The organism is Alloalcanivorax gelatiniphagus, assembly GCF_005938655.1.
Taxonomy (GTDB): Bacteria; Pseudomonadota; Gammaproteobacteria; order Pseudomonadales; family Alcanivoracaceae; genus Alloalcanivorax; species Alloalcanivorax gelatiniphagus.
Map to the genome: position 1 here is coordinate 78,842 of NZ_VCQT01000001.1, position 22,659 is coordinate 101,500.

21 protein-coding genes are annotated in these 22,659 nt (G+C 67.1%); 8 read left to right on the top strand and 13 right to left on the bottom strand.

What is annotated here, in order from left to right:
* Positions 1–55: 55 nt before the first annotated feature.
* The 12 genes from FGS76_RS00365 to uraH all read right to left on the bottom strand — a co-directional run bounded on the left by FGS76_RS00365 (position 56) and on the right by uraH (position 11,712).
* Positions 56–1,747, bottom strand: a complete 1,692-nt coding sequence (locus FGS76_RS00365; protein ID WP_138770647.1) for a SulP family inorganic anion transporter — start codon at positions 1,745–1,747, stop codon at positions 56–58.
* Between the two features lie 171 nt (positions 1,748–1,918).
* The gene (locus tag FGS76_RS00370; RefSeq protein ID WP_138770648.1) at positions 1,919–2,416 is read right to left on the bottom strand and encodes a nucleoside deaminase; all 498 of its coding nucleotides are present in this window, start codon (positions 2,414–2,416) and stop codon (positions 1,919–1,921) included.
* Position 2,417: 1 nt separating this feature from the next.
* The gene (locus FGS76_RS00375; protein WP_138770649.1) at positions 2,418–3,251 is read right to left on the bottom strand and encodes an ABC transporter permease; all 834 of its coding nucleotides are present in this window, start codon (positions 3,249–3,251) and stop codon (positions 2,418–2,420) included.
* Positions 3,196–3,999: an ABC transporter ATP-binding protein gene (locus FGS76_RS00380; RefSeq protein ID WP_138770650.1), complete on the bottom strand. Its 804-nt coding sequence runs from the start codon at positions 3,997–3,999 to the stop codon at positions 3,196–3,198. The genes FGS76_RS00375 and FGS76_RS00380 overlap by 56 nt, the downstream gene beginning before the upstream one ends.
* A 4-nt stretch (positions 4,000–4,003) precedes the next feature.
* The gene (locus tag FGS76_RS00385; RefSeq protein ID WP_138770651.1) at positions 4,004–4,996 is read right to left on the bottom strand and encodes an ABC transporter substrate-binding protein; all 993 of its coding nucleotides are present in this window, start codon (positions 4,994–4,996) and stop codon (positions 4,004–4,006) included.
* Positions 4,997–5,078: 82 nt separating this feature from the next.
* Positions 5,079–5,849 (bottom strand): alpha/beta fold hydrolase, encoded by a 771-nt coding sequence (locus FGS76_RS00390; protein ID WP_205717133.1) that lies wholly within the window; start codon positions 5,847–5,849, stop codon positions 5,079–5,081.
* Positions 5,836–6,822, bottom strand: a complete 987-nt coding sequence (locus FGS76_RS00395) for an isopenicillin N synthase family dioxygenase (RefSeq protein WP_138770652.1) — start codon at positions 6,820–6,822, stop codon at positions 5,836–5,838. The genes FGS76_RS00390 and FGS76_RS00395 overlap by 14 nt, the downstream gene beginning before the upstream one ends.
* A 132-nt stretch (positions 6,823–6,954) precedes the next feature.
* On the bottom strand, positions 6,955–7,902 hold the full coding sequence (locus tag FGS76_RS00400) for a LysR family transcriptional regulator (RefSeq protein ID WP_138770653.1): 948 nt from the start codon (positions 7,900–7,902) through the stop codon (positions 6,955–6,957).
* Between the two features lies 1 nt (position 7,903).
* The gene (locus FGS76_RS00405; protein WP_138770654.1) at positions 7,904–9,268 is read right to left on the bottom strand and encodes an 8-oxoguanine deaminase; all 1,365 of its coding nucleotides are present in this window, start codon (positions 9,266–9,268) and stop codon (positions 7,904–7,906) included.
* Between the two features lie 81 nt (positions 9,269–9,349).
* Positions 9,350–10,087, bottom strand: coding sequence for a GntR family transcriptional regulator (locus FGS76_RS00410; RefSeq protein ID WP_138770655.1), 738 nt, complete (start codon positions 10,085–10,087; stop codon positions 9,350–9,352).
* 75 nt (positions 10,088–10,162) lie between these two features.
* Entirely contained in the window at positions 10,163–11,356 is a 1,194-nt protein-coding gene (locus tag FGS76_RS00415; RefSeq protein ID WP_138770656.1) for a urate hydroxylase PuuD, read from the bottom strand.
* Positions 11,356–11,712: a hydroxyisourate hydrolase gene (uraH, locus tag FGS76_RS00420; RefSeq protein ID WP_138770657.1), complete on the bottom strand. Its 357-nt coding sequence runs from the start codon at positions 11,710–11,712 to the stop codon at positions 11,356–11,358. Before uraH ends, FGS76_RS00415 begins: the two co-directional genes overlap by 1 nt.
* A gap of 108 nt (positions 11,713–11,820) precedes the next feature.
* Between uraH and puuE the strand changes: the two genes are divergently transcribed.
* A complete protein-coding gene (gene puuE / locus FGS76_RS00425) occupies positions 11,821–12,738 on the top strand; it encodes an allantoinase PuuE (RefSeq protein WP_138770658.1) in 918 nt (305 codons plus the stop codon).
* A complete protein-coding gene (uraD, locus tag FGS76_RS00430) occupies positions 12,731–13,264 on the top strand; it encodes a 2-oxo-4-hydroxy-4-carboxy-5-ureidoimidazoline decarboxylase (RefSeq protein WP_138770659.1) in 534 nt (177 codons plus the stop codon). Before puuE ends, uraD begins: the two co-directional genes overlap by 8 nt.
* Here uraD and FGS76_RS00435 read toward each other — a convergent pair.
* Positions 13,261–14,529: an amidohydrolase family protein gene (locus tag FGS76_RS00435; protein WP_138770660.1), complete on the bottom strand. Its 1,269-nt coding sequence runs from the start codon at positions 14,527–14,529 to the stop codon at positions 13,261–13,263. The two genes, uraD and FGS76_RS00435, sit on opposite strands and share 4 nt — an antisense overlap.
* 244 nt (positions 14,530–14,773) lie before the next feature.
* Between FGS76_RS00435 and wrbA the strand changes: the two genes are divergently transcribed.
* From wrbA to FGS76_RS00465, 6 genes are all read left to right on the top strand, one after another.
* Entirely contained in the window at positions 14,774–15,430 is a 657-nt protein-coding gene (wrbA, locus tag FGS76_RS00440; RefSeq protein WP_138770661.1) for an NAD(P)H:quinone oxidoreductase, read from the top strand.
* 1,523 nt (positions 15,431–16,953) lie between these two features.
* Positions 16,954–17,952, top strand: coding sequence for an ABC transporter substrate-binding protein (locus FGS76_RS00445; protein ID WP_138770662.1), 999 nt, complete (start codon positions 16,954–16,956; stop codon positions 17,950–17,952).
* Positions 17,953–18,164: 212 nt separating this feature from the next.
* A complete protein-coding gene (locus FGS76_RS00450; RefSeq protein WP_138770663.1) occupies positions 18,165–19,181 on the top strand; it encodes an ABC transporter substrate-binding protein in 1,017 nt (338 codons plus the stop codon).
* The gene (locus FGS76_RS00455; RefSeq protein ID WP_138770664.1) at positions 19,178–20,113 is read left to right on the top strand and encodes an isopenicillin N synthase family dioxygenase; all 936 of its coding nucleotides are present in this window, start codon (positions 19,178–19,180) and stop codon (positions 20,111–20,113) included. Before FGS76_RS00450 ends, FGS76_RS00455 begins: the two co-directional genes overlap by 4 nt.
* Positions 20,114–20,244: 131 nt before the next feature.
* Entirely contained in the window at positions 20,245–21,294 is a 1,050-nt protein-coding gene (locus FGS76_RS00460) for an aromatic ring-hydroxylating dioxygenase subunit alpha (RefSeq protein ID WP_138770665.1), read from the top strand.
* Positions 21,291–22,652 (top strand): amidohydrolase family protein, encoded by a 1,362-nt coding sequence (locus FGS76_RS00465; protein WP_138770666.1) that lies wholly within the window; start codon positions 21,291–21,293, stop codon positions 22,650–22,652. Before FGS76_RS00460 ends, FGS76_RS00465 begins: the two co-directional genes overlap by 4 nt.
* Positions 22,653–22,659: the final 7 nt, after the last annotated feature.

Genomic DNA, 22,659 nt, shown 5'->3' on the forward strand with positions numbered 1-22,659 from the left:
CCGGATCGTATCCTGCTTCTCGGAGTCCCGATTCTCTCCAAAACCGGCGGCCTTGTCAGGTGGCCGTGTGTATCGGTTTGCCCAGAGCTTCGATGGCGTCACGGTTGTTGACGAACAAATTGGCCTCGCCGAACCGTTCCAGCAGTCCGGTGTGGGCCATCACGTCGCGCACCTGTTTCTTGACGCCGGAGAACGCCAGCCGCACGCCCCGCCCATGCAGGTCGATTTGCAACCGTTCCAGGGTGTCGGCGCCGGTGGCGTCCATGGCGTTCATGGCCGAGGCGCAGATCAGCACCACCCGCAGGTCCGGCTCGTCGCGCAGGCGTTCGCGGATAAAGCGGTCCAGCAGCGGCGCGGTGAGATAGGTAAGCGAGGCGTCCAGCCGCAGCGCCAGCACCCCCGGGGCGATTGGCGGCAGGTCGTGCAGGCGCCGGTCGCGCAGGGTGCCGGCGGCGTGCACCCCCAGTTCGATCAGGCGCGGGTGGGCGCGCCGGTACAGGAAGAACAGCATCGCCAGCACGAAGCCGGTGAACACGCCCCAATGCAGATAGGGCACCGACACCAGGGTCACCACGAAGGTGGCGATGCCGACCACGCCGTCGTCCACCGAGGCCCGCCACAGCCGCACGAAGGCGGAAGGGGTGATCAGGTTGAACACCGGCACCATGATGATGGCGGCCAGAATGGCGCGGGGCAGGTGCTGCAGGTAGCCGGTCAGGAACAGCAGACACAGCAGGGTGCACAGGGCGGCGAACAGCGCCGACCAGCCGCTGGTGGCGCCCACGTAGCGGTTCAGGGCGGTGCGCGAGAACGAGCCGCTCACCGGGAAGGCGCCGCTCAGGCCGCTGGCCAGCTTGGCCAGGCCCTGGCCCACCAGTTCCTGGTTCTGATCCCACAGGCGGCCGTCCGGGGAAGGCAGGGAACGGGCGCTGGACATGGCCTCGGTAAAGCTGATCAGGGCGATGATCAGCGCCGCCGGCAGCAGCGCCCGGTGTTGTTCCAGGCTCAGGGCATCCGGCCAATGCAGCAGCGGCAGCCCGGCGGGGACCTGGCCGGCCACGGCGCCACCCAGGCTGGCGTAGCCCAGCGAGGCGCTGACCGCGATGCCCAGCACGCACACCACCAGCACCCCGGGCAGGCGCGGCCAGCGCCGCCGTTGCAGAAACAGCAGCAGCATGGCGCCGGGGCCGAACGCCAGGGTCCACAGCCAGGTGATGTCCGGTGCGCTCAGATGGTGCTTCAGCGAATCCAGCGCGGCGCCGGCGCCGCCGCCGTCCAGGCCCAGCAGTGCCGGCACCTGGGACACCAGGATGATCAGCGCCGCCGCATTGAGAAAGCCGGTGATCACCGCGTTGGAGACGAAGTTGGCGATCACTCCCAGCCGCAGGGCGCCGAGCAGGAACTGAATCAGGCCGGCGTAGATCGCCAACCAGATCGCCAGGGTCACCCATTCGCCGCTTTCCGGCGTGGCCATGGGGCTCAGAGCGGCGAAGGTGAGCAGGCTGGTCAGCGCCACCGGCCCCACCGCCAGCAGCGGTGACGAGCCCCACAGAATCCCCACCACGCTGGGCAGCAGGGCGGCATACAGCCCGGTCACCGGCGGCATGCCGGCCAGGGTGGCGTAGGCCAGCGCCTGGGGAATCAGTACCAGCCCCACGGTAACGCCGGCGAACAGGTCCTGGCGCAGGGCGCGGCGGGTGGGACGGGGCCAGCTCAGGAACGGCAGCAGGCGCGTCCAGAGGGTCATCGGCTACTCCGGCGGATCAACCACGAAGCGTCCTTTTTCAGCGCAAGGATTTTCCAGCGGAAAGGAAAGGACGCGAGAAGGGTAAAGAAAGTGGTTATATGTTAATGCCAAAGCGTTATCGTCGCCAGGGGCGGGACGGGCCCCGTCCCGGCCGGTCGGACCCGAATGCCCCTAGGCGTTGGCCCAGAAGCGCTGGTGCAGCGCCGCCGCCTGGTCCTCCAGCAGCGGGCCGATCACCTCCACCGGCCGCTGGCCGGCCTCGAACACCCGCCGGCAGGGCAGGTCCAGGGTGGGGTTTTCCGGATGGTCGCCGGTGAGCGCCTTGAGGCGTTTCTCGGACAGACCATAGACCACCCGGCCGACGCCGGCCCAGTAGGCGGCCCCGGCGCACATGGCGCAGGGCTCCGCCGAGCTGTACAGGGTGCAGCCGGCGAGAAACTCCGGCGACCAGGTGGTGCCGGCGCGGGTCATCAGCACCCGTTCGGCGTGGCCGGTCATGTCGTGGTCGGGCAGAAAGGCGTTTTTCTGTTCCATCAGCACCTCGCCGTCCGGGCCGGCCAGCAGGGCGCCGAACGGGTGGCCGCCGTCCTCCATGGCCTGGCTGGCGATGCGGAAGGTCAGCTGCAGATAGTGTTCATGGTCCAGCGGGCCGGGTGCGCTCGCGGGCATATTATTTCTCCGTTTTGGGCAGGCTCCAGGGGAACACCAGCCGTTGCGTCAGTGACACCAGTTGAAACAGGGCCAGGCTCAGGCTGACCAGCACCACCAGGGCGGCGAACGCCTGGGGCACCTTGAAGAAGGAGGTGGAAAAGGCGATGAAGAAACCCAGGCCGTTTTCCGCCGCCACGAATTCCGCCACCACCGCGCCGATGATCGCCAGCGTCACCGAGATCCGCAGTGCCGAGAAAATATAGGGCACCGCGAACGGCAGCTGGATGTCGCGCACCGCGCGCAGGCGGCTGGCGCCCAGCGAGCGGGACAGCTCCAGCATCGCCGGCGGCGTCGCCTGCAGGCCAGTGACGGTGGACACCACGATGGGGAAGAAGGTGATCAGAAAGGTGATCACCACCCGGGGCGCGTCGCCGGCGCCCAGCACCACCACGATGATCGGCGCCACCGCCACGATGGGGGTGGACTGGATGATCACCAGTTGCGGATACAGGGTGCGCGACAACAGCCGGCTGTTGGCCAGGGCCACCGCCAGGGGAATGCCGATCAGTACCGCCAGGGCATAGCCCTGCAGGCTCACCCGCAGGGTGGCCCAGGTGTGAGTGAGCCAGCTGTCCAGCGGCACCTGTACCGCGCTGAGGGCGATGGCGCTGGGGGTGGGCAGCAAATAGGAAGGCACCGCCAGCAGCCGGCAGGCCAGTTCCCAGATCAGCAGCAGTGCCAGGGCGGCCAGCAGCGGCGCGCCCCGGTCCAGGGCGCCGTACAACCGCCGGTGCCGTTCAGGCCAGGGCGCCGGGGCGGAAGACCTGGGCGCGGATGTGGTTGGCGATGTCATGGAAGCGGGGCTCCGACAGGGTTTGCATCGACCGGGGCCGGGCCAGGCCCACGTCGATGATTTCGCGCACCCGGCCGGGGCGTGCGGACATGACCAGAATACGGTCCGCCAGCAGCAGCGCTTCGGGAATCGAGTGGGTGATGAACAGTACCGTCTTGGGGCGTTCGGTCCAGATGCGCAGCAGTTCGAAACTCATCTCGTCCCGGGTCAGGGCGTCCAGGGCCGAGAACGGCTCGTCCATCAGCAGAATGTCCGGGTCGTGCAGCAGCGCCCGGGCGATGCCCACCCGCTGCTGCATGCCGCCGGACAGTTCGTCCGGGCGTTTGTGGGCGAAGTCGCCCAGGCCGACCATTTCCAGCAGTTGGTCCGCGCGTTCCTTCTCGGCGGCGGTCACCCGTCCGTGTTTGTGCTTCATGGGAAAGGTGATGTTGTCGCGGACCTTGAGCCAGGGCAGCAGGGTGGGCTGCTGGAACACGATGCCCACTTCCTCCCGGGGCCCGGTCACCGGCAGGCCGTAGATTTCCGCCTGGCCGTCGGTGGGCCGGACCAGCCCGGCGATGATCCGCAGCAGGGTGGACTTGCCGCAGCCGGACGGGCCGATCACCGCCACGAACTCGTGGCGGCGAAGGGTGAAGCTCACGTCTTCCAGGGCGGTGACGCGGCTGCCGTCGGAGGAGGTGAACACCTGGCCGACCCGGTCGAAGCGGATCGCCGGGCGTTCGCCGCCGGGCTCCATGCGGGTGGTCATCGGTTCACTCCGGCAGGAAGTCGCGGGTGACCACGTCTTCCGGGTCCAGGGCGTCCTCCGGCAGGTCCTGGGCCTTGGCCACCCAGGTCCAGGTTTCCTTGAGCAGGGCCGGCTCGAAGGCTCCCAGGCCGTCCTTGTCGGCGATCTCGGTGTCGATCAGGCCGGCGGACACTTCGAACTCCTCGGCGGCGATGTCCGCGTCGATGTCCGGCACCATCGCCTTGAGGGCGGCGCCGGCCCGGGCCGGGTCTTCGATGGCCATTTGCAGGGCCTGTTTGTAGACCGCCAGGAACTTCTTCACCAGCGCCGGGTTGTCCTTGATCAGGCGGTCGGAGGCGAAGATCGACAGGCCGTAGCCGTTGAAGCCGTACTCGGACCAGGGCAGCACCTTGACCTTCTTGCCGGCCTCCGAGGCCAGGGCTTCAAAGGCGGGCAGCTTGGTGATCCAGTTGATGGTGCCGTCCACCCGGCCGGTGGCGAACATGGGGCCCATGGCGCCCGGGTCCACCTTCAGCACCTTGACCGCGTCCGGGGCCATGCCATTGGCTTCCAGCACCAGCGGCCAGGTCACGTTGGAGGCCGAGAAGGTGGCGGTGGCCAGGGTCTTGCCGGTCAGGTCCTTGAGGTTCTCGATGCCGGAGCCTTCGGCCACGAACACCGCGTCCGGCTGTTTGGTGTAGATCGACATCACCGCCGTTACCGGAACCCGTGCGCCGGCCTTGGCCTGCATCAGCGCGGACAGGCCGCCGGAGCCCATGTCGCCGGCGCCGGTACCGAGCTTGGAGACCACGTCGCTGGAGCCCCGGCCGGTCATGATTTCCACTTCGATGCCGGCGTCTTCGAACAGACCTTCCTGCACGCCCAGATAGATCACCGCTTTGTCGCCGGCGGGCAGCCAGTCGTTGAGCCAGCGGATTTTTTCGGCGGCCTGGGCACCGGCCGCCAGCGCGCTTACCCCCAAGGCAAACAGAATGGATCGCAGGGCACGAACCTTCATGGCGTCACTCCTCGATAGTGATGTTGTTCAGAAATCGTGGGCTGAATCTGTATACGGAAATGTATGCAATGGCCGTGCCCGTTCAGGCGGAGGCCGGTTCCCGGAAGAAAGCGCCCAGCAGCTCCGCCAGCGCCGCCGGTGCCGACACCTGGGGCGCGTGGCCGGTATCCAGCGACACCACCCGGGCACCGGGCACCAGCGCCTGCATGCGGCGCTGGGCGGCGGGCACCACCGAGCGGTCGCGCAGGGCCTCCACGTACAGGCGCGGCACCCGGCCGAACCGTTCGGCGCTCCATACCGGCACCGCCGCGCGGGCCTTCTCCGGCTGCGGGGTAAGCCGCGCGGCGGCCCGCCGTGCCCGTGGCTCGGGCAGGTCCTGGAAGAAGATGCGCCGGGCCGCTTCCGGCGGCACCCGGCTGGCGCTGCCCGCCGGGTTCCAGAGCAGGTGCGGCACGATGCCGGCGGCGGACGGTTCGTCCGCCTTGACGGCGGCGGTGAGCTCCGCGAAGCCGACCCCGGAGGGCAGCATCATGCCGGCCACGAAGGCCACCCCGGCGATGCGCTCCGGCACCCGCTCCGCCACCCGGGTGGCGGTGACGCCGCCGCCGGAGTGGGCCACCAGGCCCACCGGGCCGGGCAGGGTGTGGAGCAGCGCCAGCACCGTCTGCTCGTAATCCTCCAGGCCCGCGTCCAGGTCGCCGTGGGGGCCGTGGCCGTTGCCCGGCAACTCCACCGGGTGGGGGCGGAAGCCGGCCTGGCGCAGCGGCGCCAGCAGGTCGTCCCAGACCCAGGCGCCGGCCCAGGCACCGTGGATCAGAATCAGGTCGCGGATGGCTTGCTCAGGCGGGTGCATAGGTGCGCCGGTACATTTCCATGATGTGTTGTTCCACCGTCACCGGCGGGTACTTGGGTTGCTCGCCGTCGGCCAGGCAGCCGGGCAGGCAGCGCACTTCGTGGTCCGGGTTGCCGGAGTAGAAGAACGGGATCGAGTAGCGTTCCTTGCCGGAAATGTTCACCACCCGGTGCAGGGTCGAGCGGTACCGGTCGTTGGTCCAGCGGGCGATCATGTCGCCCAGGTTGACCACGTAGGCGCCGGGCACCGGGTCGGCGTGCATCCAGGCGCCACGGGCCTGGTTCCACACCTGCAGCCCGGGATTCTCGTCCTGCAGCAACAGGGTGATGCCGCCGAAATCGGTATGCGCGCCGCAGCCCTTTTCATTGGGCGCCGGGTTGGCGGGCTGGGGCGGGTAGTGCAGCAGCCGCACGATGGCCTGGGGCTGCTGGCAGAAGTCGTCGAAGTAGTGTTCGTCCAGTTCCAGCGACAGCGCCAGGCCGGCCATGATCAACTGGCTGAGCGCGGTCATCTCGCGGTAGTAGGCTTCGATGGCCGGGCGGAAATCTTCCACGCCGTCGGGCCACTGGTTGGGGCCATGGTTAAACTTGCCGGCTTTCACCTTGGGGTCGTCCGGGCCCCGTTCCTCGCCCACGTAGTAGCTTTCCTTGAGGTCCGGCGGAGCGCCGGTTTCCAGGGTCTGACCGCGCAGCGGCTCATAGCCCCGGTTGGCCGGCGACAGCGCCATGTCCACGCGCTTCTTCTGTTCCTGGGGTTGGTGAAAGAAGCGCTGGGCGGCGTCGAACACCCGTGCCTGCAGGGCCGGGTCCACGCCATGATTGCGAATATAGAAAAAACCCTTGTCGGTGCAGGCGGCGCGCAGCGCCAGGCCCACCGCCCGGCGTTCCTCCGGGTCCGGGGAGCGCAGGCCGGATACGTCGATAATGGGCAGGGCACCCTGGGAAACTCGCATCGCTTCGAAATTGGCGTTCATGGTGATTTGCCCTCCGGGCAAGGCTGGCGGTGGTTGATCCGGAGTTCAGTGTGCGCCGCGCCCGCTGTGCGCCAAAGCATCGAATATCGACCACGGTGATGCCGAATCGGCATCGGCATCTGGCCGCTTGAGTCAGGTAGGAGTGGGCAGCAGGGCGGCCTCGGCGACCTCGCGGCGGGCCATTTCGTCGCCCAGCAGGCGGGCGAAGGCGTCCACCGCCACCGGCAGGGCACGGCCGGCGCGGGTATAGATACCCAGGTCGCTGTACACCGGGCCGGCATCGTTGAGCGGCAGGTGCACCAGGCTGGCCTGGTCCAGATCCGCCTCCAGGCCGATGCGGGTCTGGAAGGCGATGCCGATGCCACGGCGGGCCAGCTCCTTGCTCAGTTCCACCGAGCCGGAGCGCACCACGCCCCGGTTTTCGGCGCCGGCCCGGTCCATGGCCGGGCGCATCAGGTGGTGCACGGAAAGGTCCTGCTTGGCCAGCACCAGGGGGTAGGCCATGCAGGTGGCGAGGCTGACTTCGGCGCGCCGGGCCAGGGGATGGTCCGGTGCCACCACGGCGCCGAGCCGGAAGCGCGCCAGGTAGAGCTGGCGCAGCTCGGCGGTGCGCGGCAGAGCGAAGGCCAGGCCGAGGTCGGCGGCGCCGCTGGTGACCGTCTCCGGAATCGCCTGGGAGCCCAGGGTGGCGATGCCGATGGTGATGTTGGGGTAATCCTGGCGCAGGCGGCCGATCACCGTGGGCAGCAGATCGGAGGTGACGCCCTCCACGGTGGCCACTTCCACGTGGCCGGTGCGCAGGCCCTTGAGGGCGTCCAGCTCGGAGCGGGCGCGCTCCGCGTCCTGCAGCACCACGATGGCGTGGCGGGCGAACACCTCTCCGGCGGCGGTGAGCTTGAGGCCGCCGGGCAGGCGCTCGAACAGGGGCACGCCGATTTCGTCCTCCAGCTTGAGGATCTGCCGGTTCACCGCCGACGACGCCACGTGCAGGCGGCGCGCCGCCTCCCGGATCGAGCCGGCGCGCCGCACCGCGTCGAAGTACAACACCGCCGGCGAATGAACGCGCAGCCGGGTGGCCATGTCAGCCGCCGACCAGTTGTCGGGCCAGGCGGTTGTGCTGTTCCACCAGCGTGGGCAGCTCGATGGGGGTGAGCCGGCCCTGGTCCACCACGGTGCGGCCATTGATGATGCTGTAGGCGACCCGGCGCGGCGCCGAGAACAGCAACGAGGCGAGCGGGTCGATCTGGCCGCCGGCGTAGGCGATATCGCTCAGGTCAAAGGCGATCAGGTCGGCGCAGTAGCCCGGCGCCAGCCGGCCGATATTGTCGTCGCGGCCGAGCACCCGGGCGCCGCCCCGGGTGGCCAGCCACAGGGCTTCCCGGGCGCTCATGGCGGTGGGGTCCTGGTGGCGTACCCGTGCCACCAGCATCGCCTGGCGAGCCTCGCCGAGCAGGTCGTTGCCGTCGTTGGAGGCGGTGCCGTCCACGCCCAGGCCCACCTTGACGTCGTGGTCGAGCATCTTGCGGATCGGCGCGATGCCCGAGGCCAGGCGCATGTTGGAGCAGGGGCAGTGGGCCACGCCGGTGCCGGTGCGGCCGAACAGCTTGATGCCGTGGTCGTCCAGGTGCACGCAGTGGGCGTGCCAGACGTCCTCGCCGACCCAGCCGGTTTCCTCGGCGAACTGGGCCGGGGTCATGCCGTAGCGTTCCTGGCTGAACGCCAGGTCCTTGTTGTTCTCGGCGGTGTGGGTGTGCATCAGCACGCCCAGATCCCGGGCCAGCACGGCGCTCTGGCGCATCAGATCCGGGCTTACCGTGAATGGCGAGGACGGCCCCAGGGCAACGCGGATCATGGCGTCGTCGGCGCGGTCGTGGTGGGCTTCCACCACGCGCTGCATTTCCTTGAGCACCGCGTCCTCGTCCTGCTCCACCACGTGATCCGGCGGCAGGCCGCCCTGGCTCTGGCCCAGGGTGATGGCGCCGCGCACGCCGTGGTAGCGCATGCCCAGCCGGTGGGCCGCTTCCAGGTTGTCTTCCAGGCGTGAGCCGTTGACGTAGAAATAGGCGTGGTCCGCCGCCGTGGTGCAGCCGGACAGCATCAATTCCGCCATGGAGGTCTGGGCGGACACCGTCATCATCTCCGGGGTGATGTTGCCCCACACCGGGAACAGGGCGCTGAGCCAGTCGAACAGCTCCGCGTTCTGGGCCGCCGGCAGGGCCCGGGTCAGCGACTGGAACATGTGATGGTGGGTGTTCACCAACCCGGGCATCAGCACATGGCCGCTCAGGTCGATGACCTGGTCGGCGTCAGCGGGCAGCTCGGCGGTGGGGCCCACGGCGGTGATGCGGTTGTCGGTGATCAGCACGGCGCCGTCGGCGATCTCGCGCTGTTCATCGTCCATGGTGGCCACCACGGTGGCGTTCTTCAGCAGCAGGGTACGGGGCATGCGGCGGCTCTCCTCTTGGATTTTGTATACAGTCGGCGGTATGCGGTGCATCCAAGCAGGAGCCGTGCCGGAATCCGCCCTTCAGGCTTCCGGGCGCAGAATGCGCGCCAGGTCGATGGCCGGGTCCGCTTCGTTCAGGTCGAGCAATTCCTCCAGGGCGCACAGATGGCGGTGGGCCAGGGCCGCCGCCTGATCCCCCTTGCCCTGGGAGATCAGCTCCGCCAGCCGGGCATGGTCGTCGCCCAGGAAGCAGGCGCTCATGCCCGGTGATTTGTACAGGGCGATGACGATGGAGGTGCGCAGCACCAGCTCCCGCATCATTTGCCCGAGCACCTGATTGGGGCAGTGCCGGGCCAGAAAACGGTGCACTTCCATGGAGCAGTGCACCCGGTCCTGGTCGCGGCCGCTCTGGTGGGCGCTCTTTTCTTCCTTCACCAGCCGCTTGAGTTCCTGCAGGCGGGTCTTGTTCAGGGTGCCGGCGGTGAGCCGCATCACCTCGCCCTCCACCAGCCGGCGGGCGGCGAAGATCTGGCGGGTTTCGTCCACGCCGGGACGCGCCACCATGGCCATCTGGTTGGGGCGCTGTTCGATAACGTGGTCCGAGGCCAGCCGTGTCAGTGCCTTGCGGATGATGGACCGGCTTACTCCGAACAGCTCGCTGAGCGCCACTTCCGGTAACCGCGAGCCCGGCGGCAGCCGTTGCGTCAGCACCGCCTCGTAGATCGCCTCATAGATGCTCTGGTCGCTGGCCTTGCGGTGGCTGTCCGGCGCGAGGGCCCGGGCGGCGTTGGTGTTGCCGGAATCGGAGTCCGTTGCCATAGATTCAATCTCCCTGGTCGAGCCCGAAATGTATACACCGTATGGCGACGGGGCAACCGACACCGCCGCCGGGGCTCAGGGCCGGTCGGCGGGCTGGTTCAGCCAGCGTTCCAGCAGGGCGCGCTCGTCGTCGGTCATGCCGGTCAGGTTGCCCGGCGGCATGATGTGGGTGCGCACCGCCACCTGGCCGATCTGGTCCCGGTGCTGGCGGACCGCCGCCTCGCTGTCCAGGAGGATGCCCTTGGGCGGCGCGGTGAAGCCGGCGAAGGACGGGGTGGCGGCGTGGCAGGCGGCGCAGCGCTGGCCGACCACGGCGGTGACCGCTTCCATGGGCACCGGCGGCGTGTCGGCGGTGTTGTCGCGCTGTTTGGGCCAGGGTGCGGTGGCCAGGATGATCGCCACCAGACCGGCCAGGCCCAGGGCCAGCAGTCCCCAGTGCCGGCCCGGCAGATGGCGGCGGTTGAAGTAGTGGCGGATCACGATGCCGGCCAGGGCCAGGGCGGTGAGAATCAGCCAGTTCCAGCCGCTGCCGTAGGTGCTCGGGAAGTGGTTGCTGATCATGATGAACAGCACCGGCAGGGTCAGGTAGTTGTTGTGCCGGGAGCGCAGCGCGCCGGCCCGGCCTCTGGCACCGTCCGGTTCGCGGCCGGCTTTCATGGCTTCCACCATGGCGCGCTGGCCGGGAATGATCACGAAGAACACATTGGCCACCATGCAGGTGCCGATGGCCGCGCCCACGTGGATATAGGCACCACGGCCGCTGAACAGCTGGCTCAGCCCCCAGGCCAGCAGCACCAGCAGGCCGAACAGCACCGCCGCCAGCGCCACCGGCCGGCGCCCCAGGGGCGAACGGCACAGGCCGTCGTAGACCAGCCAGCTCAGCGCCAGGGTGGCCAGGCCGATCAGGCTGGCGGTGAGCGGCGATAGGTCCGCCACCGACGGGTCGATCAGGTTGGTGCGCGCGTTCAGGTAATAGACCACCGCCAGCAAAAGAATGCCGCTGATCCAGGTGTAGTAGGCCTCCCACTTGAACCAGTGCAGCCGTTCCGGCAGCCGCGCCGGCGCCACCTGGAATTTCCGCAGGTGGTAGAAGCCACCGCCGTGGATCGCCCACAGGGTGCCCTCCACGCCGTCCGGCTTGTCGCCGTCCCGTTCCAGGTGGTTTTCCAGCCAGTTGAAGTAGAAGGAGGCGCCGATCCAGGCGATGCCCACGGTGATGTGCAGCCAGCGAATCAGCAGATTCGCCCATTCATACAGATGCGCTTCCATCAGCTTCCCCGGTAGGTGCTGTAGCCGTAGGGGGAGAGCAGCAGCGGCACATGGTAGTGGCGGTCCGCGTCGGCGACGCCGAAACGCACCACCACTTCGTCCAGGAAGGCCGGCTCCGGCAGGGTGATGCCCTGGCGGCGGAAGTGCTCGCCGGCCTCGAACACCAGTTGATAGCGGCCCGGGCGCAGGGCCTCGCCCTCCAGCAGCGGCGCCGGGCTGCGGCCGTCGGCATCAGTATTGCATTGGCAAATCAGTGCCGGCGATTCGCCGTCATTCAGCCGCCACAGCTGCAGCGCAAGACCGGCGGCGGGCTGGCCCGAGGCGGTGTCGAGAACATGCGTGGTAAGACGTCCCATTGGCCTTTCCTCGAATTTTGTATATTTCGATGTCGACAATAAAATCACATAAATGTATACATGTGCAATGCAGGCTCACCGATTACCCAGTAGCAAGGAGACAACGCCATGGCCGTGGAGCAACCCGGTAAGGACTATCCCCGGGATTTGATCGGCTACGGGCCGAACCCGCCGGACCCGCGGTGGCCCGGCGGCGCCCGGCTGGCGGTGCAGTTCGTGCTCAACTACGAAGAGGGCGGCGAGAACTGCGTGCTGCATGGCGATGCCGCGTCGGAGTCGTTTCTGTCGGAGATGGTGGGCACGGACGCGCGGCCCGGCGTGCGTCATATGAGCATGGAGTCGCTTTATGAATACGGCAGCCGCGCCGGCGTCTGGCGGTTGTTGCGGTTGTTTCGGCGTTATCGCCTGCCGCTGACCATTTTCGCCGTGGGCATGGCCGCCGAGCGCCACCCGGAGGTGATCCGCGCCATGGTCGGTGAGGGCCATGAAATCTGCAGCCACGGCTATCGCTGGATCGACTATCAGTACGTGCCGGAGGCAGTGGAGGCGGAGCATATTGGCCGGGCCGTGGAGGCCCTGACCCGGGCCGCCGGCACCGCGCCGCTGGGCTGGTACACCGGTCGCACCAGCCCCAACACCCGGCGGCTGGTGGTGGAGCACGGCGGCTTTCTCTACGACGCGGACGATTACAACGACGACCTGCCGTTCTGGACCCCGGTGGGGGAGCAGCGTCATCTGGTGGTGCCCTACACGCTGGACGCCAACGATATGCGCTTCTCATCGCCGGCCGGCTTCAACCATGGTGAACAGTTCTTCCGCTACCTGCGTGACAGCTTTGATTATCTCTACCAGGAAGGCGCCGAGACGCCGCGTATGATGTCCGTGGGGCTGCACTGCCGGTTGGCCGGGCGCCCGGGCCGCGCCGCCGCCCTGGAAAAATTCCTCAAGCATGTGCGCGCCCACCAGGATGTCTGGGTGACGCGCCGCATCGACATCGCGCGCCACTGGATGGAGCACCATGGCTGATACCCGGTTATTGTCGCCGCGCCCCAGCACCCTGGACGAAGACGCCTTCGTGGCCTGCTATGGCGACGTTTATGAACACTCCCCCTGGATTGCCCGGCAGACCCACCGCCAGGGGTTGGGCGAGGAGGACGACAGGCCGGCGGCCCTGGCGGCGCGGCTGGCGGCGGTGTTCGATGCCGCCGACGAGGAAGCGCAATTGAAAGTGCTGCGCGCGCACCCGGACCTGGCCGGCAAGCTGGCGGTGGGCGAGGCGCTCACCGCCGACTCCAGCGCCGAACAGGCCGGCGCCGGTCTGGATCAGTGCACGCCGGAGGAGTTCGAGCGCTTCCAGGCCCTCAATGAGAAATACAAGGCGCGCTTCCGGTTCCCGTTCATTCTGGCGGTGCGCGGCCTGCATCGCCGCGACATCCTGGCGGCCTTCGAGGCGCGGGTGAGCAACGATCCGGAAACGGAACGGGCCACGGCGGTGGCCCAGGTCAATCGCATCGCCGCCCTGCGACTGGCGGCCCGTGTCGGGGTGAATTAGCCCAGCGGCGGCCAGTCGTCGCCGTCTTCTTCCTGCCCCAGGTCCACCGGGCTGCCGCCGATCCAGGTGCGCAGCGGCCGCTCTTCCAGGTCGCGGGCCTCCCCGGCCAGCAATGACTCAAACCAGTGATCGGGTCCGCCCCGGCGGTCCGGCAGCGGCAGCTCCACGAAGTCCGCCCGTTTGCCCGGCGCGAAACTGCCCGCCCGGTCGTCGCGGCCCAGGCATTCGGCGCCGGCCAGGGTGGCGTGGTAGAGCGCTTCGCGGGCGTTGACGTCGACACCGGCGTCGCGGTGCTGGGCAAGAAATCGCTGCATCACATGCAACATGCTGTGGCTGGGGCCGGCACCCACGTCCGAGGCCAGCGCATAGCGGATGCCGTGCCGGCGCACCGCCTGCAGATCCATGCGGCCGCTGTCCAGCGCCTCATTGCTGGACGGGCAATGGGCGATCCAGGCGCCGCGCCGGGCCAGGGTCTCATGCTCCCGGGGGCTGAGATGAATGCAGTGGCCGAGCACCGAGCGCGGCCCGAGCAGGCCGGCCCGGTCGTACACGTCGGTGTAGTCCTGGGCTTCCGGAAACGCTTCGCGGATCTCGCGTACCTCGTTCAGCGATTCCGACAGGTGGGTCTGGATCAGGGCGTTCTCCCGGCGCGCCAGGTCGCCCAGCTCGCGCATCAGTTCGGCGCTGCAATTGAGGGCGAAGCGCGGCGTCACCGCGTAGTGCTCGTGGCCCAGTTTTTTGAGCAGGGGCGCCACCTGGTCGGCGTTGTCCGGGCTGGCCCGGCACAGTGGTTCCGGCGCCGCCTTTTCCATGATCGAGTTGCCGAGCACCCAGTCGCCGATGGCTTCACTGGCGGCGATCTCCAGGGCCCGCACATGGGGGCTGGAGTAGGCCATGCCCAGGGTGGTGCCGGCGCGGGTGGTGTCGTGGAAGAAGGTCTGGGCGTGGCGGCGGGCGAACAGTTCGTTGTCGAACTCTATTTCCTCCGGCCAGATATGGTTGCGCAGCCATTCCATCAGGTCGCTCTGGAAGCGGCCGCGCACATGGTGCTGCACCCAGTGGATGTGCACGTCGACGAAGCCCGGCACCAGCAGACTGTCCAGTTCCAGCATCGCCGAGACTTTCTGCTGGCGAAATTCGCTCATGGGGCCCATGCACAGGATGCGGCCTTCGTGCACCAGCAGGCCGCCGTCACGGTAAAACACCCAATGGTCGGCGCCCACCGGGTTAAGCAGGCTGGCTCGGATCAGCAGGGGCTCGCCCATGTCGACCTCTTCGCGGGGAATGTATACACCTTTTTAGTCTGTCTCCCGTCGGCGGGCAAGTCCCGGTTGCGGCGGGCCGCTGTGGTGCGAAACCGCGCTTCAATGCGCCTTGGCGGTGCGCCCGCCGTTGGCGTGGCAATGGTGGGCGGGGCGGCGGTTGTCGGCCCGGAAGCGTGGCATGGGGCTTGCCTGTATACAGGTTCAGGCTCCAGTTCGGGGCATCGCTGAATGACAGGAGAACCTCATGTCCGAACCGAAACGTGTTTGTGTGATTTGTGATTCCCGCTATGGCACCACTTTGGAGCTGGCCCGCGCGGTGGTTCGCGGCGCCGAGGAGGAGGGGGCGGAGGTGCGTTTGTGCCGGGTGGACATCGAGGAGCCGGAGTACAGCGTCGATCCGGAGCGGGCGGATTTTCAGGCTACTTTGGCGGAGTACCGGGCGTTGCCTCGGGCCAGGGAGGCGGATATGGAGTGGGCGGGGGGGATCGTTTGGGGTTCGCCCACCCGTTATGGGTTGATGAGTACGCCGTTGCGGGCGTTCATGGATGAGGTGGCGCCGTTGTGGCGGCGGGGGGCGTTGATCGGGAAGGTGGGGGCGGCGTTTACGTCCACCGGGGGGATGCATTCGGGGCATGAGATTTGTTTGCTCAATCTTTTGATGCCGTTTTTGCAGCATGGGATGGTGGTGGTGGGGGTGCCGCATAGTGTTCCGGAGTTGGTGCATACGGTTAAGGGTGGGTCGCCGTATGGGGCGTCGGCGGTGACGGGTTTTGATGGGACTCGGGGGGTGGATGATAACGAGCGGGCGATTGCTCGGGCGTTGGGGGCTCGGGTGGCGCGGTTGACGGGGCAGGTTGTGCCGGAGCCAGCGTCCGTGGAGTTGGCGGCCTATGGGGAGTGAGGTGGTGCTCTCCATCCGGTCTCGCGGCTCCGTGGGCACCCCAACGCGCGGTGGCCGTTTTTTGTAGGAGCGGCTTCAGCCGCGATAAGCCCTTCTGGTGCGAGAGCGTTGGTTGCCCGCGCATTGGTTCTCCATCCCGGCCGCCCCGAGACCAGCACCACCCTCCCCGGACACGCCGTGAATACATCCCTGTAGGCTCGCGTTGGCCATCCCTGGCCAACGACGGTCCGGGGAGGGCGGCACCGGCCTCGCGGCTCCGTGGGCACCCCGACGCGCGGGGGAGGTTTTTTGTAGGAGCGGCTTCAGCCGCGATAAGCGCTTCTGATACGAGAGCGTTGGTCGTCCGCGCATTGGTTCTCCATCCAGGCCGCCGCGAGACCAGCACCACCCTCCCCGGACACGCCGTGAATACGTCCCTGTAGGCTCGCGTTGGCCATCCATGGCCAACGACGGCCCGGGGAGGGTGGCACCGGCCTCGCGGCTCCGCGCCTACCCCAACGCGAGGTGCCCGGTTTTGTAGGAGCGGCTTCAGCCGCGATAAGCGTTTCTGGTGCGATTGCGCTTGGCCGGCCCGCGCGTTTGATCCTCCATCCAGACCGCCACGAGACCGGCACCACCCTCCTCGGACACGCCGTGAATACATCCCTGTAGGCTCGCGTTGGCCATCCCTGGCCAACGACGGTCCGGGGAGGGCGGCCCCGGCCTCGCGGCTCCGCGCGTACCCCAACGCGAGGTGGCCGGTTTTTGTAGGAGCGGCTTCAGCCGCGATAAGCCCTTCTGATACGAGGGCGTTGGTTGCCCGCGCATTGGTTCTCCATCCAGGCCGCCACGAGACCAGCACCGCCCTCCCCGGACACGCCGTGAATACGTCCCTGTAGGCTCGCGTTGGCCATCCCTGGCCAACGACGGTCCGGGAAGGGCGGTACCGGCCTCGCGGCTCCGTGGGCACCCCGGCGCGCGGGGGAGGTTTTTTGTAGGAGCGGCTTCAGCCGCGATAAGCGCTTCTGATACGAGAGCGTTGGTCGTCCGCGCATTGGTTCTCCATCCAGGCCGCCACGAGACCGGCACCGCCCTCCCCGGACACGCCGTGAATACGTCCCTGTAGGCTCGCGTTGGCCATCCCTGGCCAACGACGGTCCGGGGAGGGCGGCCCCGGCCTCGCGGCTCCGCGCGTACCCCAACGCGAGGTGGCCGGTTTTGTAGGAGCGGCTTCAGCCGCGATAAGCGCTTCTGATACGAGGGCGTTGGTTGCCCGCGCATTGGTTCTCCATCCAGGCCGCCGCGAGGCCGCCACCGCCCTTCCCGGACACGCCGTGAACCCTTCCCTGGGGGCTCGCGTTGGCCATCCCTGGCCAACGACGGTCCGGGAAGGGCGCCACCCTCGTCGTGGCTTCTGGGGTGGTTGCACTGTTTTGGGGATGAGGTGGTGTCGGTGGGTGGGCACGAAGGTTGCTTGTATACGAAAGGAGAGTACCTAGCGAACGCAAGCAATCTGATGGCAAGCAATTTGATGGAGAGCACCGATGCGCGTGATATCGAAGAGTGGTTTTTCCCGGCGCCTGGGGGCGGCGGTTCTGGCGGTTGTGGGTTTGGCCGGGAGTGGGGGCGCTTGGGCGCTGGATAAGGTGACGTTGGGGACCAGTTGGTATGCCCAGGCGGAGCATGGTGGGTTTTATCAGGCTCAGGCCACCGGGATTTATGAGAAGCATGGGTTGGATGTGACGATCAAGATGGGCGGGCCGCAGGTGAATGGTCTGCAGTTGCTGTTGGCGGGTCAGTACGATTTCACCATGGGTTATCCGTTGCGGAACATCAATGCGGTGGGTGAGGGGTTGCCGGTGGTGAGTGTGGCGGCGTCTTTTCAGAAGGATCCGCAGGGTTTGATCGCCCATCCGCAGGTGAAGGATCTGCAGTCGGTGGGGGATCGCACGGTGCTGATTTCCACGTCGGCCCGTTCTACTTATTGGCCGTGGTTGCAGGCGGAGTATGGGTTCAAGGACAGCCAGGCGAAGCCGTATACGTTCAGTCTGGGGCCGTTCCTGGCGGATAAGGAGCTGGTGCAGCAGGCCTATGTGAGTTCCGAGCCGTTCGCCGCCGAGAAGGGTGGTGTGAAGCCGAATTTCTTCCTGTTCGCGGATTACGGTTACCCGCCCTATGGGGCGACGCTGGAGACCCGCCGGGCGTTGGTGGAGGAGAAGCCGGAGATGGTGCGTCGATTCGTGCAGGCGACCATGGAGGGTTGGAAGAGCTATCTGGAAGATCCGGCGCCGGGGAATGCGTTGATCCAGAAGGACAATCCGGAGATGACCGATGAGCAGCTGGCCTATGGTCTGGCCAAGCTCAAGGAGTACGGGATCATCGCCGGCGGTGATGCCGCTGAGAAGGGTCTGGGTTATATGAGCGATGCCCGTTGGGAGAAGACCTTCGATTTCATGGTGAAGGCCGGTCTGGTGTCCGACGACGTGGACTATAAAGAGGCCTATACCCTGGAATTCCTGCCCGAGGAGCCGGTGCTGCCGTGACCCCAGGGGGCTTTGTGCACGGGATGTTGTGCACAAAGACGGTTCCGGCGCGCCACCTCGGTGCGTCGGTAACCCCGGCGGGGCCGGGGCGAAACCGGCCAGGCCGCATGCCGCAAGGTTTTCGGCGGTTTTGCAAAGCTGGCACAGCCCTTGCCTCGTTTTTCCCATCTGAGTCTGGATACCAAACTGTATACACTTGTGCGGAGCGAACCATGACAAAGGCAGGGGAACAGCGGTTTAAGAAGGTGTGGACGGGGGTTCGTCGGGGGCTGGCCGGGTTGGCCCTGGGGGCTGGCTTGTGGTCGGCGGCGGGCGCCGCGGAGCCGGAGAAGGTGGTGTTCGGCACCAACTGGTTCGCCCAGGCGGAGCATGGCGGTTTCTATCAGGCCAAGGCCACCGGCATCTATGAGAAGTATGGCCTGGACGTGTCCATCGAGATGGGCGGGCCGCAGGTCAACAACGTGCAGTTGCTGCTGGCCGGCAAGCAGAACATCACCATGGGCTACCCGATCCGCAACATTAAGTCCCTGGTGCAGGACCTGCCGGTGGTGACCATCGCCGCACCGTTCCAGAGCGATCCCCAGGCGCTGCTGGCGCATCCGCAGGTGAAATCCCTGGAAGAGATCAAGGGCAAGCCGGTGTATGTGTTCTCCGGCGCCAAGCAGACCTTCTGGCCGTGGCTGGAAGCCAATTACGGCTTCACCGACGACATGATCCGGCCCTACACCTTCAGTGTGCAGCCGTTCCTGGCCGACAAGTCCGTGGTGCAGCAGGGCTATGTGACTTCCGAGCCCTTCGCCATGGAGAAGGGCGGCGTGACGCCGTCGATTTTCCTGTTCGCGGAATACGGTTACCCCCCCTATGCGCAGACCCTGGAAACCACCCGCAAGTGGGTGAAGGAAAAACCGGAGGTGTTGCGTAAGTTCGTTCAGGCGTCCATGGAAGGCTGGAAGAGCTACTTTGAAAATCCGGCGCCGGGCAATGCCCTGATCAAGAAAGACAACCCGGAGATGACCGACGAGCAGATCGCGTTCGGCATCGAGAAAATGAAGGAATACGGTCTGGTCGCCGGCGGCGATGCCAAGACCAAAGGCCTCGGCGTGATGACCGATGCGCGTTGGAAGGCCACCTTCGACTTCATGGCCCAGGCGGGCATGGTGCCCAAGGACCTGGACTACAAGAAAGCCTACACCTTGGAATTCCTGCCCGAGGAGCCGGTACTGCCATGAGTGCCAGCCAGGTTCCGGTGATTGATTTCGCGCCCTTCGTGAATGGCGAGGGGCGTCAGCGGGAGGCGGTGGTCGAGGCCATCGACCGCGCCGCCCGGGAGGTGGGCTTTATGTGCCTGGTGGGTCACGGCCTGCCGGAGCCGCAGTTGCAGGCGCTGTTTCGCGCGCAGCGGGATTTTTTCGCGCTGCCGGAAGCGGTCAAGGCGGAGGCCGCCTTCGCCTACCAAGACACCGATGCCAACACCGGCTATGTGGCGGTGGGCAAGGAGCGGCTGGATGTGAAACGGGCGCCGGATTTGAAGGAAAGTTTTCAGATTCGGGAGCCCGGCCGCTACGGCCAGGTGAACCGTTGGCCGTCCGGCCAGGACGGATTCCGGGCCACGGCGGAGGATTTTTTCGCGGCGGTCTCGGACCTGTCCATGAAAGTGCTGGAGGCGTTCGAGCTGGGGCTGGGCACCGAGCCCGGTTACTTCCGGGAGCGCCACCGCACCCACAGCCAGATTCTGCGGCTGCTGCATTACCCGCCGTTGCCGCCGGAGTTTCAGGCGCAACGCGGCCAGGCCCGGGCCGGCGGCCACACCGACTACGGCAGCGTGACGCTGCTGTTCCAGGACGATGTCGGCGGTCTGGAAGTGCGTGACGCCGACGGTAAGTGGGTGCCGGTGGACCCGGTGCCCGGCGGGGTGGTGATCAACACCGGCGACATCATGGCCCGCTGGACCAACGATGTGTACCGCTCGACCTTGCACCGGGTGCGCCTGCCCGAGCACGCCGGCGGCCGCGCCCGCTATTCAGTGGCGTTTTTCAACGATCCGGACAACGACGCGGAGATCCGTGTGCTGGAGCAGTGTGTCAGCGACGACAACGCCTGTCGCTACCCGCCGATCCTCACCGGCGACTATCTGGTGAACCGGCGCGCCGCGTCCTATTGATTTCCGGCGCGGGTCCGAATGGCGGAGGCCCGCGCCCTGTTCAACCTTCCGCCAGCAAGAGAGGAAAAGCCGGCCTTAAAGAGCGCGAACAGGCTCTCGGCGGGGGCTGCCTCGTCCATAGGAGATGAGCCATGCTAGTAACCCAACAACCCGTCCTGCGCCGCTTTTGGTACCCCGTGATTCCCATGGCGCGACTGAACGACGGCCCGAAACCCTTCCGTTTGCTCAATCAGGATCTGGTGCTGTGGCTGGACAGCCAGGGCAAGCCCCAGGTGGCCGAGGACCGCTGTGCCCACCGCAGCGCCAAGCTGTCCCTGGGCTGGGTGGACGGCGACAACATCGTCTGCCCGTACCACGGCTGGAATTACGACGGCACCGGTGCCTGCAAGAAAATACCGCAAACCCCGGATCGTCCCGCCAGCCGCGTCAAGGTGCCGGCGTTCCACGCCGATGAGCGCTACGGTTATGTGTGGGTGTGCCTGGGCGACCCGGTCACCGGTATTCCCGAAATGCCGGAAGCCAAGGAGCCGGGCTACCGCATGTTCCATCAGTTCCATGAGGTGTGGCGCACCGCCGGCCTGCGGCTGATGGAGAACTCCTTCGACAACGCCCATTTCAGCTTCGTGCACCGGGAGAGCTTCGGCCAGTACGACAAGCCGATTCCCGCCGACCTGAACATCGAGGAGGGCGAATACGGTTTCCGCTTTGAAACCAAGGCCCCGGTGAACAATCCGGAATCCCAGAAAAAACTGCTGAAGATGGACAGCGACACCACCGTGCGCCACATGACCAGCAACTGGTACATGCCGTTCGGCCGCCGCCTCAACATCAGCTACCCCAATGGCCTGGTGCATTCCATCGTCACCTACGCCACCCCCATCGACGACGAGCATTCGATGATCTGCCAGTGGGCGTTCCGCAGCGATAGCGAAGAAGACGCCCCGGAAGCGGAAATCATCGCCTTCGATCGCCAGGTCACCGAGGAGGACAAGCGGGTTCTGGAAAGCACCGATTACGACGTGCCCCTGGACACCGCCAGCGGTGAAGAGAAGCACATGCCGTCGGACCAGCCCGGCATGGTGATGCGCAAGATGATGAAGGCGCTGCTGGAACGCTTCGGTGAGAGCGAGGCACGCAGCGACCACGCGCGCATTCCGGTGAAACAGGAGAAGGCCTCGTGAGCGACCTGCTGATCCAGGGCGCGGACGCGGTGATGACCGGCGCGGCGGGCGATGCCGCCCGCGCCGGCGCCGTGGACATCCGTGTCCGTGACGGCGTGATCAAGGAAATGGCCGCCGGGTTGACCCCGGTGGCCGGCGAGGAGGTGCTGGATGCCCGCGGCTGCGTGGTCTATCCGGGCTGGGTGAATACCCACCACCATCTGTTCCAGAGCGTGCTCAAGGCGGTGCCGGAAGGCATCAACGAGCCGCTGTTCGGCTGGCTGGGCGCGGTGCCCTATCCGCGCCTCACCCGCATCCGCGACCGCCACCTGGAGGTGGCGGCGGAAGTGGGGCTGGCGGAACTGCTGCTGTCCGGCACCAGCACCTGCGCCGATCACCATTACATCTATTACGGCGGCCTCGACAGCGAAATGGGCGACGTGCTGTTCGAGGTGGCGGAGCGGCTTGGCATGCGCTTTACCCTTTGCCGGGGCGGCGCCACCGAACAGGGCCGCCATCCGGGTTATCCCAATGACCTGAAGTCGGAAACCCTGGACGCCTACGTGGCCGATGTGGAGCGCCTGGCCGCCCGTTACCACCAGAGCGGCCCGCGTGCCATGCGCCAGGTGGTGATGGCGCCCACCACGCCCACCTTCTCGGTGGACCCGGCGACCCTGCGCGAGCTGGCCCGGGCCGGTCGCGCCCAGGGGCTGCGTCTGCACAGCCATTTGTCGGAGACCTTCAACTACGTGGAGTACTGCCGCGACGTGCACAACATGACGCCGGTGGAATTCTGCGGCGAGAACGAATGGTTGGGCGACGACGTCTGGTTCGCGCACATGGTGCACGTGGCCGACTCCGAACTGCCGATCCTGGCGGAAACCGGCACCGGCATCGCCCATTGTCCGCAAAGCAATTGCCGGCTGGGCAGCGGCATTGCCCGGGTGCCGGAAATGGCCGCCCGGGGCATTCCCATTTCCCTGGCGGTGGATGGCGCCGCCTCCAACGAGGCCGCCGACATGATCCAGGAGGCCCACACCACCTGGATGATCCACCGTGCCCTGGGGGGCGCCGACGCGGTCACCGTGGAAGACGTGATCCACTGGGGCACCTCCGGTGGCGCCCGCATTCTCGGCCTGGACCAGGTCGGCGAACTGGCCCCGGGGCGGGCCGCCGATCTGGCGGTCTACGATCTCAACCAGCCGCGCTATTTCGGCATGCACGACCCGGCTATCGCGCCGGTGGCCGGTGGTGGCAGCGCCACGGTGCGCCATCTGCTGGTGGATGGCCAGGCGCGGGTGCGCGATGGCGCCATCCCGGGTCTGGACCTGGCCGACCTGCGTGCCCGCGCCGCCGAGGTGGTGGCGGAACTTCATTGAAGGACGG

Bases quoted from the DNA above. Each gene is read 5' to 3' on its own strand.
- FGS76_RS00415 (WP_138770656.1), bottom strand. From the start codon at position 11,356: ATGGAAGCGCATCTGTATGAATGGGCGAATCTGCTGATTCGCTGGCTG.
- uraD (WP_138770659.1), top strand. From the start codon at position 12,731: ATGGCTGATACCCGGTTATTGTCGCCGCGCCCCAGCACCCTGGACGAA.
- uraH (WP_138770657.1), bottom strand. From the start codon at position 11,712: ATGGGACGTCTTACCACGCATGTTCTCGACACCGCCTCGGGCCAGCCC.
- FGS76_RS00390 (WP_205717133.1), bottom strand. From the start codon at position 5,849: ATGCACCCGCCTGAGCAAGCCATCCGCGACCTGATTCTGATCCACGGT.
- puuE (WP_138770658.1), top strand. From the start codon at position 11,821: ATGGCCGTGGAGCAACCCGGTAAGGACTATCCCCGGGATTTGATCGGC.
- FGS76_RS00395 (WP_138770652.1), bottom strand. From the start codon at position 6,822: ATGAACGCCAATTTCGAAGCGATGCGAGTTTCCCAGGGTGCCCTGCCC.
- FGS76_RS00405 (WP_138770654.1), bottom strand. From the start codon at position 9,268: ATGCCCCGTACCCTGCTGCTGAAGAACGCCACCGTGGTGGCCACCATG.
- FGS76_RS00380 (WP_138770650.1), bottom strand. From the start codon at position 3,999: ATGACCACCCGCATGGAGCCCGGCGGCGAACGCCCGGCGATCCGCTTC.
- FGS76_RS00445 (WP_138770662.1), top strand. From the start codon at position 16,954: ATGCGCGTGATATCGAAGAGTGGTTTTTCCCGGCGCCTGGGGGCGGCG.
- FGS76_RS00370 (WP_138770648.1), bottom strand. From the start codon at position 2,416: ATGCCCGCGAGCGCACCCGGCCCGCTGGACCATGAACACTATCTGCAG.
- FGS76_RS00410 (WP_138770655.1), bottom strand. From the start codon at position 10,087: ATGGCAACGGACTCCGATTCCGGCAACACCAACGCCGCCCGGGCCCTC.
- FGS76_RS00385 (WP_138770651.1), bottom strand. From the start codon at position 4,996: ATGAAGGTTCGTGCCCTGCGATCCATTCTGTTTGCCTTGGGGGTAAGC.
- FGS76_RS00460 (WP_138770665.1), top strand. From the start codon at position 20,245: ATGCTAGTAACCCAACAACCCGTCCTGCGCCGCTTTTGGTACCCCGTG.
- wrbA (WP_138770661.1), top strand. From the start codon at position 14,774: ATGTCCGAACCGAAACGTGTTTGTGTGATTTGTGATTCCCGCTATGGC.
- FGS76_RS00435 (WP_138770660.1), bottom strand. From the start codon at position 14,529: ATGGGCGAGCCCCTGCTGATCCGAGCCAGCCTGCTTAACCCGGTGGGC.
- FGS76_RS00400 (WP_138770653.1), bottom strand. From the start codon at position 7,902: ATGGCCACCCGGCTGCGCGTTCATTCGCCGGCGGTGTTGTACTTCGAC.
- FGS76_RS00375 (WP_138770649.1), bottom strand. From the start codon at position 3,251: ATGACATCGCCAACCACATCCGCGCCCAGGTCTTCCGCCCCGGCGCCC.
- FGS76_RS00365 (WP_138770647.1), bottom strand. From the start codon at position 1,747: ATGACCCTCTGGACGCGCCTGCTGCCGTTCCTGAGCTGGCCCCGTCCC.
- FGS76_RS00450 (WP_138770663.1), top strand. From the start codon at position 18,165: ATGACAAAGGCAGGGGAACAGCGGTTTAAGAAGGTGTGGACGGGGGTT.
- FGS76_RS00455 (WP_138770664.1), top strand. From the start codon at position 19,178: ATGAGTGCCAGCCAGGTTCCGGTGATTGATTTCGCGCCCTTCGTGAAT.